The organism is Paenibacillus sp. MAHUQ-45 (assembly GCF_058133325.1).
Genome location: NZ_JBYUPV010000002.1, coordinates 191,866 through 209,740 on the forward strand (window position 1 = coordinate 191,866; position 17,875 = coordinate 209,740).

Annotated in this window: 16 protein-coding genes; 11 read left to right on the plus strand and 5 right to left on the minus strand. The window is 49.8% G+C overall.

Annotated features, from left to right (window positions below; all coding sequences use genetic code 11):
• The first annotated feature begins 1 nt into the window (after position 1).
• Genes AC3Y23_RS04560 through AC3Y23_RS04570 form a run of 3 tightly spaced genes read left to right on the plus strand, consistent with a single transcriptional unit; the run spans position 2 to position 2,938 of the window.
• The gene (locus tag AC3Y23_RS04560) at positions 2-685 is read left to right on the plus strand and encodes a hypothetical protein (protein WP_379196134.1); all 684 of its coding nucleotides are present in this window, start codon (positions 2-4) and stop codon (positions 683-685) included.
• Complete coding sequence (locus AC3Y23_RS04565; RefSeq protein ID WP_379196136.1) at positions 678-1,349, plus strand: polymer-forming cytoskeletal protein; 672 nt, start codon at positions 678-680, stop codon at positions 1,347-1,349. Before AC3Y23_RS04560 ends, AC3Y23_RS04565 begins: the two co-directional genes overlap by 8 nt.
• 56 nt (positions 1,350-1,405) lie before the next feature.
• Positions 1,406-2,938 carry an MFS transporter gene (locus tag AC3Y23_RS04570; RefSeq protein WP_379196138.1) on the plus strand — a complete coding sequence of 511 codons (1,533 nt, stop codon included), beginning with the start codon at positions 1,406-1,408 and terminating at the stop codon, positions 2,936-2,938.
• A 52-nt stretch (positions 2,939-2,990) separates the two neighbouring features.
• Here the strand turns inward: AC3Y23_RS04570 and AC3Y23_RS04575 are convergent, their stop codons facing one another.
• From AC3Y23_RS04575 to AC3Y23_RS04585, 3 genes are all read right to left on the minus strand, one after another.
• The gene (locus AC3Y23_RS04575; RefSeq protein ID WP_379196140.1) at positions 2,991-3,614 is read right to left on the minus strand and encodes a GyrI-like domain-containing protein; all 624 of its coding nucleotides are present in this window, start codon (positions 3,612-3,614) and stop codon (positions 2,991-2,993) included.
• Positions 3,615-4,365: 751 nt separating this feature from the next.
• The gene (locus tag AC3Y23_RS04580; protein WP_379196143.1) at positions 4,366-5,481 is read right to left on the minus strand and encodes an ABC transporter substrate-binding protein; all 1,116 of its coding nucleotides are present in this window, start codon (positions 5,479-5,481) and stop codon (positions 4,366-4,368) included.
• Positions 5,482-5,635: 154 nt separating this feature from the next.
• Positions 5,636-7,279 (minus strand): helix-turn-helix domain-containing protein, encoded by a 1,644-nt coding sequence (locus AC3Y23_RS04585; RefSeq protein ID WP_379196145.1) that lies wholly within the window; start codon positions 7,277-7,279, stop codon positions 5,636-5,638.
• A gap of 269 nt (positions 7,280-7,548) precedes the next feature.
• Here AC3Y23_RS04585 and AC3Y23_RS04590 point away from each other — a divergent pair, with 269 nt between their 5' ends.
• The 7 genes from AC3Y23_RS04590 (at position 7,549) to AC3Y23_RS04620 (ending at position 14,680) form a co-directional block, all read left to right on the plus strand.
• Entirely contained in the window at positions 7,549-7,893 is a 345-nt protein-coding gene (locus AC3Y23_RS04590) for a DUF2294 domain-containing protein (RefSeq protein ID WP_379196147.1), read from the plus strand.
• 290 nt (positions 7,894-8,183) lie between these two features.
• On the plus strand, positions 8,184-9,278 hold the full coding sequence (locus tag AC3Y23_RS04595) for an ABC transporter substrate-binding protein (RefSeq protein ID WP_379196149.1): 1,095 nt from the start codon (positions 8,184-8,186) through the stop codon (positions 9,276-9,278).
• A 2-nt stretch (positions 9,279-9,280) separates the two neighbouring features.
• Positions 9,281-10,240: a nucleoside hydrolase gene (locus tag AC3Y23_RS04600; RefSeq protein ID WP_379196151.1), complete on the plus strand. Its 960-nt coding sequence runs from the start codon at positions 9,281-9,283 to the stop codon at positions 10,238-10,240.
• A gap of 4 nt (positions 10,241-10,244) precedes the next feature.
• Positions 10,245-11,066, plus strand: coding sequence for an ABC transporter permease (locus AC3Y23_RS04605; RefSeq protein ID WP_175373577.1), 822 nt, complete (start codon positions 10,245-10,247; stop codon positions 11,064-11,066).
• A 4-nt stretch (positions 11,067-11,070) separates the two neighbouring features.
• Positions 11,071-11,859, plus strand: a complete 789-nt coding sequence (locus tag AC3Y23_RS04610; protein WP_379196153.1) for an ABC transporter permease — start codon at positions 11,071-11,073, stop codon at positions 11,857-11,859.
• 15 nt (positions 11,860-11,874) lie between these two features.
• Entirely contained in the window at positions 11,875-12,939 is a 1,065-nt protein-coding gene (locus AC3Y23_RS04615; protein WP_379196155.1) for an ABC transporter ATP-binding protein, read from the plus strand.
• A 22-nt stretch (positions 12,940-12,961) separates the two neighbouring features.
• The gene (locus AC3Y23_RS04620) at positions 12,962-14,680 is read left to right on the plus strand and encodes an adenine deaminase (RefSeq protein ID WP_379196157.1); all 1,719 of its coding nucleotides are present in this window, start codon (positions 12,962-12,964) and stop codon (positions 14,678-14,680) included.
• Between the two features lie 232 nt (positions 14,681-14,912).
• Here AC3Y23_RS04620 and AC3Y23_RS04625 read toward each other — a convergent pair whose 3' ends face one another.
• Positions 14,913-16,136, minus strand: coding sequence for an MFS transporter (locus tag AC3Y23_RS04625; RefSeq protein ID WP_379196159.1), 1,224 nt, complete (start codon positions 16,134-16,136; stop codon positions 14,913-14,915).
• Between the two features lie 250 nt (positions 16,137-16,386).
• On the opposite strand from AC3Y23_RS04625, the gene AC3Y23_RS04630 reads away from it, so the two are divergent.
• Positions 16,387-17,118, plus strand: a complete 732-nt coding sequence (locus tag AC3Y23_RS04630; protein ID WP_379196161.1) for a type 1 glutamine amidotransferase domain-containing protein — start codon at positions 16,387-16,389, stop codon at positions 17,116-17,118.
• A 149-nt stretch (positions 17,119-17,267) separates the two neighbouring features.
• Here the strand turns inward: AC3Y23_RS04630 and AC3Y23_RS04635 are convergent, their stop codons facing one another.
• Positions 17,268-17,687, minus strand: coding sequence for a MarR family winged helix-turn-helix transcriptional regulator (locus AC3Y23_RS04635; RefSeq protein WP_379196163.1), 420 nt, complete (start codon positions 17,685-17,687; stop codon positions 17,268-17,270).
• Positions 17,688-17,875: the final 188 nt, after the last annotated feature.

The following is a 17,875-nucleotide window of genomic DNA, read 5'->3' on the forward strand; positions in this document are numbered from 1 at the left end:
CATGGTGAAGCAACCTGGCGATTTGGTCATTGCTGGCGTAGGGGGGGCCTCCGGTGGTACTTACGATACAGTTAGGATTGATGGCGTAGGTACCGTTAACGGTTCGGTGGAGGCACGGATTGTTAAAGGGAATGGACATATTCATCTGAAGGGTGATCTTCGGGCAGAAGAACTGGAATGCAACGGAAATATGAATGTTAAAGGAGGTCTGACGGTCGAAAGTCTCAAAGCAGAAGGGATGCTTCGTATCGGAGGCGCCTTGCGGGGTGAATCCTGTATGCTCAATGGTGTGATCAGCACGAAGGCAGATTGTGAGCTAGAGGAATTGACTGGTGAAGGGGCATTTACGGTGAATGGTCTGCTGAGCGCGGGGCATGTGGATTTTGTCCTGCATGGACCGGGCAAGGCCAATGAGATTGGTGTCGAAAGTCTTGTGATTCGTCAGAACAATCAGGGCGCGTGGAACAGGCTGCTGGGAGGAGTGTTTCCTAAACTCAAGCCGGAGCTGAACGTCAGGACTATTGAGGGTGATTTCATTGATTTGGAATACACTAATGCTGATGTTATCAGAGGAAATATTGTCATCATCGGCGAGGGCTGCACAGTCGGAGCCGTGGAATATCGTTCACAGTTAACCGTACATCCGGGAGCCAGAGTAGGAAGGGAGGAGAAGATCGGTGTCTGACAAAACTACGCTTAGCAACCTCAGTATGGTGGGTACTAGCACTTCAGGGGGAGGTTCCTTCCTGAACGTCAAAGTGACAGGTGAGTGCCAATTCAATGATGCTGTAGACTGCCGGAGATTGAGTCTGACTGGTAATGTAAGGGTAGATGGTGACCTGCAAGCGGAGAAGCTGAAAGTGACAGGTGAGCTTGCTGTAGCCGGGGGGCTTGCAGGACAGTCCTTGCGCGGAACCGGCGAGGTCAAAGCAGCTTCAGCTCGAATCGAGCACATAGATTTCAGTGGAAGCCTTGTGGTAAATGGTGATTGTGAAGCAGAGCAGCTGCAGATTTCCGGTGCAGCAGAGGTGGAAGGCTTGCTCAGCGCAGAGCGGCTGCAGATCAACTTGTTTGGACCCGGCAGTGCCCGGGAGGTTGGCGGCGGTACTGTTGTCATCAAGCAAAACAAGGCAGGCAAGCTGCTTAACTTTATAAAAGCGAAGCAGGATGTTATTTTCAGAGCGGGTCTGATTGAAGGGGACAATATAGAACTACACTGTACAGTAGCTGATACTGTCCGAGGTGGGTCAGTGATCATCGGTCCCGATTGTGTAATTCAGACGGTGGAATACCGGGAGACGCTAGAGATTCACAAGAATGCCTCGGTGAAGCAACAGGTGAGAATCTGACAGGCTGCTCAGAGCTATATAGTTTTGTGATATACAGAAATTAAGGAGTGGAAAAGATGAGTGCAGCCAAATCGCCCAATCTGGGCATTGTAATCGCAGGATTGCTGCTAGGAATATTGATGGCTTCAATGGACAGCACGATCGTTGCAACGGCTATGGGCAATATTGTTGGGGAACTAGGGGGAATGGACAAATTTGTCTGGGTAACCTCCGCATATCTCGTTGCAGAAATGGCAGGTATGCCGATCTTTGGCAAGCTGTCAGATATGTATGGCCGGAAGAAGTTCTTTATTTTCGGAATTATTGTTTTTATGGCGGGCTCAGCCCTGTGCGGGACAGCTAGTACGATTACTGAGCTTGCGGCCTATCGGGCTGTTCAGGGGATCGGTGGCGGAGCCCTGGTTCCGATTGCTTTTGCGATTATGTTCGATGCCGTTCCGCTGGAGTCGCGCGGCAAGCTGGGCGGGGCTTTTGGTGCGGTGTTCGGCTTGTCGAGTGTGTTTGGCCCACTGCTGGGCGCGTACATTACAGACCATATCGCCTGGCAATGGGTATTCTACATTAATCTGCCGCTGGGACTGATCGCTTTTGTGATGGTGGTGTTCTTTTACAGAGAATCGCATGAGCATTCCAAGCAGCCGATCGACTGGTTAGGTGCAGGTACATTGCTTGGGGCGGTTATCTCCTTGATGTTCGCACTGGAGCTTGGCGGCAAGCAGTATGCTTGGGATTCATCGGTGATTCTGGGATTATTCGCAGTGTTTGCCGTGTTAGCAATTGTGTTCCTGTATGTGGAGACGAAGGCTGCTGAGCCGATTATCTCGTTTGCACTGTTCAAAAAGCGGTTGTACGCCTTCAGTATCCTGAGCGCATTGTTTAGCGGGGCGGCATTTATTGTGGCTTCTGTGTATATCCCAATCTTTATTCAGGGGGTTATGGGCGGTTCTGCGACGAATTCGGGGATGGTATTGCTGCCTATGATGGTTGGTTCTGTAGTTACAGCAACAACGGGAGGCTTCCTGATGTCAAAAGTAAGCTACCGCAGCCTGCTGATTCCTACCCTTGCGCTGTTGGTGGTGGGAACAGGGCTTGTGGCGACACTTACGCCGGATGCCTCACGTCTGCTAGTGACCGTTTATATGATCCTGATCGGTCTTGGCATCGGAGCTTCCTTCTCGGTGCTGAGCACAGCAGCGATTCACGGGCTGACAGCCCAGCAGCGCGGCTCAGCTAGCGCAACGCTTAATTTCCTGCGTTCGCTGGGGATGACTGTCGGCATTACCAGCTTTGGCATTATCCAAAGCCATTACTTCACCGGCAGCTTGACCAGCATGTTCGCCGGGGGCGCGGGAGCTCCAGCCGGGGCGCTGGATTTCAAAGACCCGCACTCCCTGCTATCGCCAGAAGCCCGAGCGATGATCCCACCTGAAATCTTGTCCAAGATTACAGAAGGATTATCCTCTTCCATCGCGCATACCTTTGCTTGGGCAATGATTCCGGCTGCCCTGGCCCTATTGGCTTCCTTCTTCATGGGCCGGCAGAAAATGGATGCCTCGGCAGCCGGGGACTCGGCGGTGTCCGGGCACTAGTAGTTCGTTAACAGAGAGTGAGGGGGGCCGCCCCCTTGGTTCGGGTCTATCCCTACCGGTTAACTTTGAATCGGAGAACGGTCTTTAGCTTGTCGGGGCGGGTTCTGCGGGCATCCGTCAGGTAAATTTCCCTATGGGTCTTGGAGGCACGTTTCAGCCCATTCCGCATACAGTAGTCCTCCATAGCTGCAAAGCTTTCCGGCTCATTGTCATACGATCCGGAATGGAGCATTTGTACACTCAGGCCATCTTCGACCTTGCCGAAGATGGCCTTTTCCATCAACACATGCGGTTTGGTCTGCTTTACGATCTCCAGAATTTGCGCTGCTAAGTCCTCAGTGACAAACTCTGGCTGCCTGATCATCAATGTATACAGCAGCTCGTCTTTATCCAGAACATCTTTCTCTCTTCCCTCTTGAGTGAGATCCCAGACACCTTCCAGCGGAAAGACAGAGTAATCGTAATAGCTTTCGGTTAACAGCTTTCCTTTTTTGGGGAGCATTTTAGCGGCATAGGCGAGGGAATAGAGCACGCCTACCGTCTCGGAGAATAAGTCACTGTTGGGATTACCGCATCCTTCCAGCATAAAATAATTAAAGCCGGGAACCGTGACCAGCTCCGGTTTCGCTAGTGGCAGGTAGAAGGATTTGTCTTGTTTCTTCCATTCGTATTTCATCTGAATAGCGCCTCCTTTTGAGGTAGAATAGCACAGGCAACTGGACAGCACAGTGTCATGTTTGGAATGGACGGATTCAAACAAAATAAGCCCCTGCCTTAGATTCCGGCAGAAGCTTATTTTTTTTAAGTTAAGATTATATAAGGTGAACTCAAGATTCGAACGTAAAGCGCGGTCGTCACTGTGATGGAACGTTTGGAATTCCGGTCGCCATGCTCTCCAGATAACTCTTTATAAACCACTTTCTACATATAAACGCATTAAAATAACGAACAAAGCTTAGAAGTTATTCCTAGAGTGTAATTAACGTCATTTTTGTACCTTAAATTCACTGCAACTCAGGGTAAATGGGAATTAAGTGCAATATTGTACCTTAATTCTTCCAGAATTCCCTGTTTAGCATACTTTTTCGAAAATTAAGATACAAAAATGCCCTTATTTGCTTCCTTTACCTATTTTCAAGAAAAATAAGGTGCAAAAATGCACTTAATTGGGAAGCGGACCATTTTACACTGTTAAGACGACTGGGAAGACGAAAGACGAAAGACGAAAGACGAAAGACGAAAGAAGAAAGACGGAAGAAGGAAGAAGGAAGAGGGAGGAGAGAAGACGGATGGGAGATCAGTGCCGCCCTCAAACCTCAAACCTCAAACCTCAAACCTCAAACCTCAAACCTCAAACCTCAAACCTCACTCCATCTAAATCATGAGTTTAGTCTCTTTTTTCTCAATTGGCACTCTAAAAGTGCTACTTATTTACTTCCAGTAAGAGCATTAACAACATCGTCGACTTTCAGACCGTCTGCAATAGGACCGTTAAGCGCCCAGTGGCGTGCGGATACCTGATGGACATTGCCTTTTTGGACAGCGGGAATGCTTTTCCAGATGCTAAGCTTTTCCACTTCTGCGGCTTCGCGTACCGATTGCTGAAATTCTTCTTCACTGGACATAGAAGCACCGTAATCCATAAAGAGATAATCGGCTGATAGTTTAGGGAGCACTTCGAGCGACAGCATGGTGCCACCCCACGTATCCGTAGTGGTGGAGGCAATTTTCAATACCTCTGGGTCTGGCTTCAGTCCTAGCTCGTTATACAGCATTGAGGTCCAGGCATATTCCGGGAAATCCAACTCAACATCTTTGGTGCTAGGACGGATAAAAGCTACAGTTTTGTTCTCGCCGACAGCCTGCTTGATGGTAGCTTGGGCCTGTTGAACCTTGTCTTGGAAGTCTTTCAGGACACTTTGGGCTTTATCTTCCTTATCAAGTGCTTTGCCGATTTCGAGAATGCCAGTCTGCCAGTCATCACGGATAAAGGCAATGGTCGGAGCGATTTTGCTCAATTGCTCGTAGCCCTGTTCGTCGGTCATGTATTTGTTCATAATGATCAGGTCAGGATCGGCAGCCGTGATGGCTTCCAGATTAATATCGAAGGAGCTGTTGATGGCGATTCCTTTGTCCTTGAGCTGTTTGTCCAGATAATAACCATCTGTGCTAAAGGCTTGAACCATTGGGACGTCAAGAGAGAGCAGCATGTCCTCCATTCCAATAGAAACAATCCGTTTAGGGTGCGCAGGGATAACAGACTCACCAAACTCATGCTTGATGGTCTTCGGCTGGTCCTTATCTGCATTAACATTAGATCCAGTCTGCTCATTAGTGCTACTCGGTTCCACAGTAGTTTGAGCAGTGGATGCAGGCTCATTATTTCCCTTGCTATTAGCGCTGCTGCTATTATTGGCTCCGCATGCGGTCAGGGTAAGAGTAAATACAATCACCAACCCCATCCATAGTAAGGACACCGGAGATTTCCCGCGTTTAGGGGGAACTTTACCGGATGTAAATCTCGAAAATAAACTGTAATGCATTTGTATTCCTCCACATTCTCATTTGATAATCATTATCATTAATGAGGAGTATATCGCAATCTTTTGCCTCTGTATATTCACTATCGTGCTGTATTCTCAGAAATGAGCGCACAAAAACAAATGGGTGTGTTATCCAACAGAATCATAGGTGTTGTTATCCAACAGAATCAAAGTTGTTATTATCCAATAGAATCCTAGGTGTGTTATCCAGGAGGAGCTTGTGATCCCAAGCCGTGTACTCGATCCAAGGATATACCCAGGAGGAATGTCCTGGTAAACGGTGTACCGCATGATGCTGCACAGCAAGTAGTGTAGTCCAATGCTCCGACAGTTGGAGTTTGTCCCACAACAGGCGGGAGGCGGGGTTATCGTCCACACTGACAATCATTCTGTCTGCATCATAGTTAGTTAGCTGCCAGTCTTCGATTGCTTCGAACCATTCAATGCCATTAACGAGGGGAGCCGGAGTGATCTGCAGATCATCATACAACACGGTCATGGCTTTGCGCCCCAACACAAATAGTCCGTCGGTGGCAATCTTCAGTACCAGCACTTTATCGTCTTTAACGACAGGTTGGATCTGCTCGTGGACGGATCGTGCTTGAGAATCGTAACGTTCAAGCCATTGCTCGCCTTCATGGGTTCGACCCAGAGCTTCGGCCACCAACAGCAGGTGTGTCCGCCAATCGGCGCTCATCCAGGGAAGCAGCAGAACAGGCGCGATTTCCTGCAATCGTTGTTCTTCCTCTGGAGAAATGGTGCTGTCCAGACCAATAATGAGATCAGGTTGGGCTTGTCTAAGCACGCTGCGATTGAATTCATACTCATGCCCAAGCTGAATGATAACATCGCTGCCGTATTGTCGCCGGTAATCATCCGTCCAGTAATGGTCCATAGGAGCGGCATAAGGGATGGTCTGTAACGGAAGCAGGTGACCCAAGATTGGCCAGCTGTATGCTGCCACTTTGCATGCCCGGTTGCGCAAATAGGCGGCTGGAGCCAGGCCGACTTGCTTCTTGAAGACGGTACGGAAATAAGACTCGCTCTGAAAGCCGACCTTTCCGGCAATCTCATGGATAGAATATTCACGTTTCAACATGAGCTGTTTGGCATGATGCAAGCGGATTCCCGTGAGGTATTCGCCAATGCTTTTTCCATAACGTTCCCTGAATATTCGCATTAAGTGGTAGCGGCTGATCCCGGAAGCTACAGCTAGGCGCTCAATCGTGATTTCCTCGGAGTAATGGCGGTCGATCTCTGCTTTGACTTTGGATAGCAGTTTCACCGTCTCTTGTCCCTGGTACTCTATGATCAACGCCAGTAATTCATGAAAAACAGCCTGGGCGCGCATCTTGTCTGCCAGACTTTCACTGAGCCAACTACGGTGTATTTGACCACATAAGGCTGGAGCCGCTGGTATCCGGGATTCCTCCTCCAAGCCCCCACTTTGTGGGTTCTCAGCTGTATGCAGATCTATCACTGCAGGGTTAGTACTTCCCATTTCAAAATACAATAAGTACAGCGGGTGCCCCTCTTCTGAGGTGACGCCAATCTCCACACTCTGCCCGGGCCGGCAGACCACTACCATGCCTGAATACGTTGCGAGAGCCTGTCCGTCTACCACGATTCTGTTCCATTCGCTGCCGGCAATGATTAGCAGATGTCGATCGGTAAGCTCTCTTCGATAAGACCAATAGTCTCTGCTGTAGCCGACCGATTCTATGTTGACTAGCTTGTACCATGTACGGCGTAATACCTCGTCAGGGTCCCCGGTTATATGATCTTGTTTGGTAAACATGTCAGGGCACCTTCCTAATGAAACTTACTTTTATATATGAAGTATTTTAATTGATAATCATTATCATCGTCAAACCTTAAGCAGGGAATTATAGGTCTGACAGGGGGGCAGAAAGGCTCAAATTTCTTTATCAAAAAGATTTATCGTTCGTGTTTGGCGTTACTTGAATGTTTTGTTTGCCTTTTTTCTTGCCCAAAACACAATAATTATGTATAATGACATTAAATATTGATGTGATTGTACGATATTCTGTTGTTGAAGGTGGTTTCATGGCAGAACTGGACAGCAATGAGAACAAGAAGAAGATGTGCCAGATCTACAATGAGCTTTCCAAGGAATTGTTTGGTTTCGGGACGACCCTGCTCCGCGTAACTCTCGATCAGCGGGTCATTACCTTTCACGCCAAGCACCGCCGTTCTCCCCGTTCTTCTGCACTGGAAGGCGAGGCGCCGGAGCTTAAACAGGAAGTGGACTTTCGAATGTCGCTCCTGTTCAAGAAGAAGTTCCAGGAAAGATTAGAAGAAGAGATGGGCCTAAAGATTGAGGTTCTGCTGAGAGATTACGATGCACGAACCCAATGGGCCTTTACGAACATGATTTTGGCTGAAGATTAAAATACCTATCCGGATTTTTGCTTTTGATCTATCTTAAGCGAAGACCGTCTTTCTATAACGGGTAGCTCTTTCCTTTGTTTAAACGGAGAAAAGTGTTCTTGTTCCTACAAGAATACTTTTCTTTTTTTATGAGAAAAAATGGGAAACATAGAATTTAATTATGGTTAGGAGGTGCTGTCAACATCGCCGGGCGCCCGAAATACGGGCTGAAATGACCGATTGTCAACGTGAATTATGAGATTTAAGCCATATTATCTTTATACACACACATCAGGGAGGTCTATTGGATTATGAAAAAGATTTGGGGAACAGCACTTGCACTTACACTTACTGCGGCACTGACCGCTTGCGGATCGTCGGGAAGCAATTCCGCTACTACAGCTAACGGCACTAACAGCGGAACTGCTGCAAACAATGGGAAATCAGGAGCACCCAAGGAATTGGTAATCTCCACATGGGGCTTCTCGGAAGATTTCTTCAAGGAAGCAGTGTACGCACCTTTTGAGAAAGAACACAACGTCAAGATTGTCGTGGAGATTGGTAACAACGCTGAGCGCCTGAACAAGATTCGTCAGGGTAGCTCCAACGTTGACGTTATTTATCTGTCTGATTACTACGCACAGCAAGGTATTAATGAAGGACTGATTGATACCATCGATACCGCTAAGGTGCCTAACCTTGAACATCTCTATGATATTGCCAAAGCTCCACTCGGTGAGGGCTACGGTCCTGCTTACACGATAGGACGTCTCGGTATTGCCTACAATCCGGCTTTGGTTAAGGGTGAGATCACATCGTGGAAAGATCTTTGGACGGCCTTTGATCGCAATCTGACACTTCCGGCGATTACGGCGACTGCAGGACCGATGATGGTAGATGCAGCTTCTGTCGTTGCTGGCAGCACTGACTTCAATGAAGACCAAGCCTTTGCCAAGCTGAAAGAAGTTAACCCGAACGTGATTAAATATTACAGCCAGACTTCCGAATACGTGAACATGTTCAGCCAGGAGGAAATTGCCGGAGGACCGATTATGGAGATGTACTTCAAGGATCTGCAAGCCGCAGTACCGGATGCGAAGTTCGTGGCTCCATCTGAAGGTGCATTTGCTGTTATGAACACTATCAACGTAGTTAAAGGTACAGATAACAAGGAATTGGCCGAAGAATTCATCAACTGGCAGCTGAGCAAGGAAGTTCAAGAGAAATCCGCTAAGGCCAAGGTTGATTCCCCGGTAAACACTGAAGTTGTTCTGAACGAAGAGGAAGCCAAGGGCGTAACTTACGGCGCGGATGTTGTGGGCAAGCTGCGTAAACTGGATATGAAATTCGTCAACGATAACATTAAAGCTTGGACTGATCGCTGGAATAAAGAGATCGGTGGTTAAGGATGACTATTCGTAAAAAAGTAATTCTCGATGTGGATACAGGCGTGGATGACGCCTTAGCCATCATGCTGGCGGTGAAAAGCGGAGCGCTCGACATCCTTGGCATCACCACGGTTAATGGTAACGTATCGTTAGATCAGGCGACAGAAAACACTTGTAAAATCCTGCAGTTTCTCGGCGTTCAGAACGAGATTCCGGTGCACCGGGGAGCGGACAAGCCGCTGGCCCGTGAAGTACATTTCGAGCATCGCGTCCATGGGCGCGACGGCATTGGCGGTGCATTGGCGGATATGGTAGTCGGTAAGCGTGTGGAGGAAGAATCCGCTGCGGACTTCATCATCCGTCAGGTAATGAGTCAGCCGGGAGAGGTCACACTGATTATGACCGCTCCCCTGACCAACCTGGCCGAAGTGCTGCAGAAATGCCCGGAGCTGGTGCAGCATACCGCTGAAGTCATCGTCATGGGCGGCGTAGTGCGCGGCTCAGGTAACATCACCCCTACTGCTGAGTACAACATTTATGTTGATCCCGAAGCCGCCAAGCTGGTGGTGGGTGCGGGTTTCCCGCGCCTCACCCTGGTGGGTCTGGATGTTACTCGCAAGGCGTTGCTGTCGCAAGCGGATATTGCCAAGCTGAGTAATCCCGAGATCGCAGCTTATGTGGAGCAGAGTACAGCCGACTATCGCCAGCGGTATTACGAGCGCAACGGCGTTGAAGCTTGTGCCCTGCATGATCCACTGGCGGTAGGTGTGGCGATTAATCCGGACCTGGTGACAAAGCTGGATTATTACGTGGATGTAGAGACCCGGAGCGAGCTGTGCGACGGGCAGACGGTCTGCGATTTCCAGAACCGGCTGAACAAGCCATATAATGTCAGTGTCTGCCTGGAGGTGGATGACCCCGCTTTTCTTGAGCTATTCATCGGGAGTCTGAACCAAGAGATGAAGACAGACGGGAGTTAACTCAATGAATAAAAGATATCTATATCTGCTGCTGTTGCCGGGATTTCTGTTCCTGGCAGCATTCATGCTGATCCCTATCATTCTTACAATTGTTTCAACCTTTATGCCTGACGGCAGTCTGACCCTGGAAGGGTATATGACCTTTTTCCGAGACGGGTATTTCAATAAAATCCTGCTCACCACCCTGCGGGTAAGTGTAGTGACAACCTTGGTGTGCGTGGTGCTAGGCTACCCTGCTGCCTATTATATTTCCCGTGCCGGCATCCGCAAGAAAAGCATTCTGCTGGCGTTGTCCATTTTCCCGCTGCTGACCAGCCCGGTTGTCCGTTCTTTCAGCTGGATGATCATTCTCGGGAAGAAGGGGCTGCTCAATACGTTTCTGATGAACATCGGTTTGATTCAAAAGCCGCTCGAGATTCTCTATACACCGGTGGCTATGATGGTCGGTCTCGTGCATCTCTTCCTGCCGCTGATCATTATCACCTTGCTGGGCGTAATGGAGAATCTGGATTATGAGCTGGTGCGGGCTGCCCGCAGTCTGGGCGCTTCATCGTTCACAGCTTTCCGTAAAATCATCTTCCCGCTCACCGTACCGGGACTGATTATCGGCAGTATTCTCGTGTTCGTCGGCAGCTTGACGGCCTATACAACACCTGCGCTGCTGGGCGGGAAAGAACGCGTCGTTGCAACGTTCCTGTACCAAAATGCCATGACCTTGAATGATTGGCAGGCGGCGTCTGTCATTGCCGTGATTATGATTGTGATTACATTTGTGGTGGTTGGTCTGATGAATGCCTGGGCGAACCGACTAAATCCGAAGGGGTGAGAAGATGAAGGAAGGAAGCCGCACACTGTCGTTTTACACATTCCTGGTGTTTGTGTTCCTGCTAGGCCCGCTAGTGATTATTTCAATCACTTCATTTGAGCCGGGCACTGTCCTGAAATTCCCCCCGGAGGGCTTTTCGCTGCGATGGTACCGGAATATCTTTGAAGTAAGTATGTTCATGGAGACATTCAAGACTTCCATTATAGTGTCGATGCTGGGCAATCTGCTGGCACTGCTGCTGGGTGTGCCGGCGGCTTATGCACTGAGCCGGTTCGAGTTCCGGGGCCGGGATACACTGAACGCGCTATTCTTGTCACCAGTGCTCATTCCCGGCATTGTGCTCGGGTTCACGCTGCTGCGCTATTTGATTGTGGTGTACGGACTCCCGATTTATGCCGGTCTGCTGATCGGCCACACGGTGATTATGCTGCCGTTCATTATCCGAGTGATTGCCTCAAGCTTGGCCAATTTCGATTTTGCCGTAGAAGAAGCCGCACAGAGTCTCGGCGCGGGTCGTCTAGAGACCTTTTTCAAAGTAGTGCTGCCTAACATTCGTTCCGGCATTCTGGCTGCGGTACTGATCGCCTTCCTGGAATCCTTCAATAACGTGGATATCTCCGTGTTTATGACCGGTCCAGGGGTAAGCACCTTGCCGATTCAAATGCTAACCTATGTGCAGAATTATTTTGACCCTACAATTGCAGCGATTTCGGTCATCCTGATGGTGCTGACAGCAGCGCTGATGTTCCTCATCGAGCGTCTGATGGGATTCGCCTATTTTACCAAACGATAACGGAGGCATACGGTAATGGCATTAATAAGTCTGGAACAAGTATCGGTTGCTTACGACAACCGTTTTATATTGGAAGATTTCAATTTGCAGCTTGAAAAAGGGAAGCTCCTGTCCCTGCTCGGCCCCAGCGGCTGTGGCAAAACGACCACCCTGCGCCTGATCGCCGGCTTCCTGAATGCGGAGCAGGGCAAGTTCATGTTCGGTGGCAAGGATTATACCAATGTGCCAGTGAACAAGCGGAACTTTGGTTTTGTATTCCAGAGTTATGCCTTGTTCCCGCATATGTCGGTGTACGATAACGTGGCCTTCGGCCTGCGTCTGCGCAAAATGAAGGAAGCAGAAGTGAAGCAGCGGGTGAACCGTATGCTGGAGATTGTCAGCCTGGGCGGTTTTGAGAAAAGATTGCCGAAGGCGCTCTCCGGTGGACAACGGCAGCGTGTTGCGATTGCGCGCGCGCTGGTCATCGAGCCGGATCTGCTGCTCTTCGACGAGCCACTGAGTAACCTTGATGCGAACCTGCGGGTGAACATGCGCGTTGAGATCCGCCGAATTCAGCAGGAGCTTGGAATTACGACCGTTTACGTCTCCCATGATCAGGAGGAGTGTTTCTCGATCTCCGATCAGGTGGCCGTGATGAACAGCGGGAAGATTGAGCAGCTTGCGCACCCGACGACTATTTTTAAATATCCGGCTAGTGAATATGTGGCCCGCTTTATTGGCTTCGGCAACTTTATTGCCTTCGAGGGCCGTAATGATACAGGTGAGGATATCGAGCTGAGCCGGGGGGCTTTGAAGTTCCTGGCGGCCAAACGCCCGGATGGGGCAGGCAACACTGGACTGCTGGGCGCGATCAGACCGGATGACCTTCAACTGTGGTCTAGCACACATGAGGCTCCGCTTTCAGGCAATACCCTTTCGGGAAGAGTGCAGGTAAGCACTTATCTGGGACGTAGTTATCAGTATGAAGTAGAGACGGAGCTAGGCGTATTTACGGTCAATCAGGAGATGGATGTACCCTTTGCACAAGGGGAGCAGGTTACGATTTATTTTCCAAAAGACAAGCTGGTGCTGGTGCAGTAAGCCGCAGTAAGGAGCATATACGATGGTTACGGATCAACTAATTCTGAATGTGAATGTGTATAACAGTTACTATAAAAGATTTGAGCTGGCCAATGTGGCTGTGAAGGATGGGCGTTTTTTGTACATCGGTGGTCTGGGCGCGGATACATTCACTGCGAGTGAGGTTATTGATGGTCAAGGAAGATACATGGTTCCTGGTCTGATTGACATCCATCTGCATATTGAGAGCACTATGATTACCCCGGAGACATTCTCTTATGGCATTCTGCGTCATGGGGTGACGACCATCGTTCCTGAGCCGCATGAGATGGCTAATGTGTTCGGTGTCGAGGGCGTACATGAGATGATTCGGGCCAGTGAAGACTGCACGGTGGACATGTTCTACGCAATTCCAAGCTCGGTACCGGCGACACTGCTGGAAACTACCGGCGGCTCCATAGAAATTGAGGATATCGACCAGCTGATGGCGACCGAGCAGATGATCTGTCTTGGGGAAGTTATGAACTATGTGGATGTTATTCGTGATCCGGATGGCAAAAGCAACCGTATACTCCAGCATATCCGCAGCCGCTATCCGGAGCTGGTGATTGAGGGGCACACCCCGAAGCTGCTGGATCTCGATCTGCATCAGCTGATTTACGCGGGCATTGACTCGGATCATACCCACCAGAGCATTGAAGGGCTGACTGCCCGCATTGCTGCCGGGATGTTCATTGAAATTCAGGAGAAGTCCATGACCCCGGATGTCGTGGATTACTTAATTAAACATCCTGTCGGTGAGCATTTCTGCTTTGTGACCGATGATGTGATGACTGATTCGCTCGTGGCTACCGGACATCTGGACCATCTGGTGCGCAAAGCGATCAAGATGGGCATGACGCCTGAGGATGCCGTCTACGCCGCAACCTTCACCCCTGCTCGGCGGATGCGGATGCAGGACCGTGGTGTGATTGCACCGAACAAGATCGCTGATTATCTGCTCTTGTCCGATCTGCATTCCTTTGAACTAGACGCAGTATTCAAAGGCGGCAAGCAGGCCTATGACCGCCATCAGCCGCAGTCCCAGCCGGTGTCAGAGCCCCGCTTCCCGGCGCATTTTTACCAGAGCGTGAAGCTTGATCCGGTAACTGCAGCCGACTTTACGGTTGTCTCGGAGAAGGCAGATGGACGTTATGGCTGCCGCGTGATGATGGTCAACAACGTATCCACGTTCACGGAGGAGAAGCACAGCGAGGCAGAGGTGCGTAACGGTCTGCTGCAATGGCAGGAGAGCGGTTATGGTCTCATCGCTACCTTCGAGCGGTATGGCAAGAATGGCAACCGGGCTTACGGTCTAATCGGCGGCGACACGATCAAACGTGGCGCGATCGCAACCACTTATTCGCACGACAATCACAATCTGCTGGTCGTCGGCCATAATCCCGAGGATATGGCGCTGGCGGCGAATGAAGTCATCGCTGGTCAAGGCGGCTTCTGTGTCGTCTGTGACGGACAGGTGCTCGCCCATCTGGCTCTGCCGGTCGGCGGTATTCTCACCGAGGAGCCGCTGGAGATCACTGCCCAGAAGGTGAAGGAGCTGCGGTCAGCCATGGAATCGCTGGGCTATAATCACTACAACCCGATTATGTCCATCAGCACGCATTCCCTGCCTGTTAGTCCGGCGCTCAAGATCACCGACCTTGGCCTGATTGATGTAGGCAAGGGCGAGGTTGTACCGCTGCTGTTCAGTTTAAGTGAATAATAACAATTATATATATGTAAAGAAAAATCCCCTTCAACTCCATTTTAGAGTGGCGCTGAAGGGGATTTTGTTTTGGCAAAGCAGTGCTTTGATTGGCGAAGCAATGCTTTGATTGGCGAAGCAATGTTTTGATTGGTGAAGCAGTGTTTTGTTTGTTGAAGCATTGCTTAGTTGTTGAAGCATTGCTTAGTTTTGTTGAGATGATGCTTTGTTTGATGAAACAATGAACTGTTTATGGCGTGGTATTGATTTGACCCACTCCACCTGCATTACGCCGCGAAATGGCGTAGCTGAGCCATGCACCGAGGAAGCCCAGAATCGCAAGGGATGCAGACAGCCAAGGAATCGACTCCAGCCCAAAGTGAGTGATCGCGAGTCCGCCGAAGTAGGCGCCACCAGCATTGCCCAAGTTCAGTGCAGAGTGGCTGGATGTCGTAGCCAGCAAGGGAGCCTTATGCGCCAGATTCATGATGCGCAGCTGAATGCCCGGCATAATACCGAACGCGGCAATGCCCCAGAAGAAGATATTGATGACCGATAGCACCGGGCTGTCGAGCGTGAGATTAAGGATAGAAATAATAACGGCCAGCACCGCGAAGTTAACAATTAGGGAAGGCATCAGCTTCCAGTCTGCCAGTTTGCCGCCGACAATGTTGCCGATGGTCACGCCGAGTCCGAACAGTACCAAAATCCAAGTCACGCTATGCTCAGCGAAGCCAGTGATATTCTCCAGCATCGGCGTAATATAGGTGAACAGGGAGAAGAGACTGCCACAGCCGAGTGCTCCGGTAAATAAGATCAGCAGAACCTGCGGATTGATCAGTCCGCGGAATTGCTCGCCCAGGCTGTTGATTTTATCCTGTGTAATTACAGGAATGAAGCGAATAATGCCGAATAAGGATACAATACCCAGCAGGGTGATGGCGCCGAACGAGGCTCTCCAGCCCAATTGTTGGCCGATAAAGGTTCCGAACGGTACGCCGATGATGTTGGCAACCGTCAAGCCTGCCAAGACGATCGAGACCGCACCGGCCCGTTTATCTGGCCTTACAAGTCTGGCAGCAATAATCGTGCCTACCCCTAAAAAGGTACCATGCGCAAAAGCGGTGATCACGCGTGCTCCAATCAGCAGGGAGTAGGTTGGGGCGATGACAGATACAGCATTGCCTGCGATGAAGATGAGCATCAGGATGACGAGCAGCTTTTTCTGAGGCAGCTTATGGGTGAATACGGTCAAGATTGGTGCGCCGATGGCAACGCCGAGGGCGTAGCTGGTAATGAGCTGTCCGGCTTGCGGAATCGTTACGCCAAGGTCATGAGCCACATTGGGCAGCAGACCCATAATAATAAACTCTGTCATTCCAATCGCGAAGGCGCCAAGGGTTAGACACAGCAGCGATAAAGGAAAACGTTCCTTTTTCGCCGGGGGTGACGCGTTGCTTGCTGAAGAATTCATGTGGTGTCTTCGCTCCTAATCTATAATATTTCCGGGTCTTTGCAGCCTTTGCAGACATCGGCCCAGTCTTTGCCGTCAGAATACAGAGCCAGTTTATACATTCTTTCTGAAATGGTCTGTATTTTCATGCAAGTTTCATTTTAACGGCTCCGGAGTCATTGGGCAAAATGTTTTTTTAAAATTTGTGATAAAATGATCGCGTAGATAAACGACGGCCGCTTTCAGTGACCCATGAAGGGAAGAGAATAATATGCCACAGCCGAAAAGAGTGCTGATTCCACTGCCGTCCCAAGACTTTGATACCACAGAAGTGGTGGTACCGTGGTATCTCTGCCGAGAAGCAGGCTTCCAGGTGGACTTTGCCACACCTGACGGGAAGCGCGCCTATACCGATCCCTATTTGTTGACAGGAGTTGTGTTCGGGCAGCTTGGGGCGGACCAAGTGGTTGTGCAGCGGTACCGCCAGGAGCTGGAGTTGGTCCCTGGCTTTTTGCACCCGCTTGCATATGGAGATATTGCTCCCGAAGCCTATGACGGTCTTATTTTGCCTGGAGGGCATGCCAAGGGAATGACAGTATATTTGGAGAGCGTTACTTTACAGGAGAAGGTGCTACAATTTTGGAAGCTGGACAGACCGGTTGGCGCCATCTGTCACGGCCCGATCGTTCTAGCCCGGACTATTGATCCTCAGACCGGTCGAGCGGTGGTATACGGAAAAAAGATGACGAGTCTGACCAAATCCCTGGAGCAGACCGCCTATTGGTTAACTGCCTGGGCTCGCGGCCGTTACTACCGTACATATCCAGAATATGTTCAGAATGAGGTGACCCGGCATCTGCAGAAGCGGGAGGACTATGTGAAGGGCCCTTCATTTAATACGCCCTTCATCGTGGAAGATGGTCAATTGCTGACCGCCAGATGGCCGAAGGATGCAGCCCTATTCGCAGAGACGTTCATACGTAAAGTAGGGGTACAAAAGTAAGATGGAACATTGAACTGATTATAGATTGAAATGGACTTAAAATAATAACCGCAAGCCATCCGTCATCGCGGAAGAGCTTGCGGTTATTTTTAGTGATATGGAGTAAAAATATGGGGAGGTCTCTGCTACCCAATCATTCTGTCAGCAGGTTATTCATCTTCCTGGATAATCCGCTGTAGCAGGGAAATAAGCTGCATTTCCTCTTCATCCGTCAGATGACGGGAGAGTTTGCGATTAAGTCCATTCAGAATCTCCTGCAGGATTGGCGCAAAGTCCATGGCTTTGGGAGTGGGATAGAGCAGGTAGGAACGGCGGTCATCAGGATCGACTTTTCGCTCAATGTAGCCGGATTGCTCCAATAGCTTCACGGCTCGGGCCGTGGTCGCCTTATCGAACTTTAATTCATTCGTTAACTGCTCCTGAGTGACACCCGGCCGGCCTATGATCAGCTTGAGAAAGCTGTGCTGCCCACCGCTGCCGATTCCATAGGGAATTAGCTGTCTCGACAACGTTTTTTGGTTCTGACGATGAATCAGGGAGATCAGCTTCCCAATAGGTTCCTTGTTCAACATGCACACCTCTTTGGTTAGATTGCTTGAATGCGAGGTCAGCGCTCAATATGAATAAAAGTGTACAGCAATATTGTTGCGCACGCAACTAATCTGCTGTACACTGGGAATGATCTAATTGGTTGCATACGCAACTAAAATTCCTCTTGATTCGACAACCTCTTTTCGGTTCCATCATTCTAAGTTTA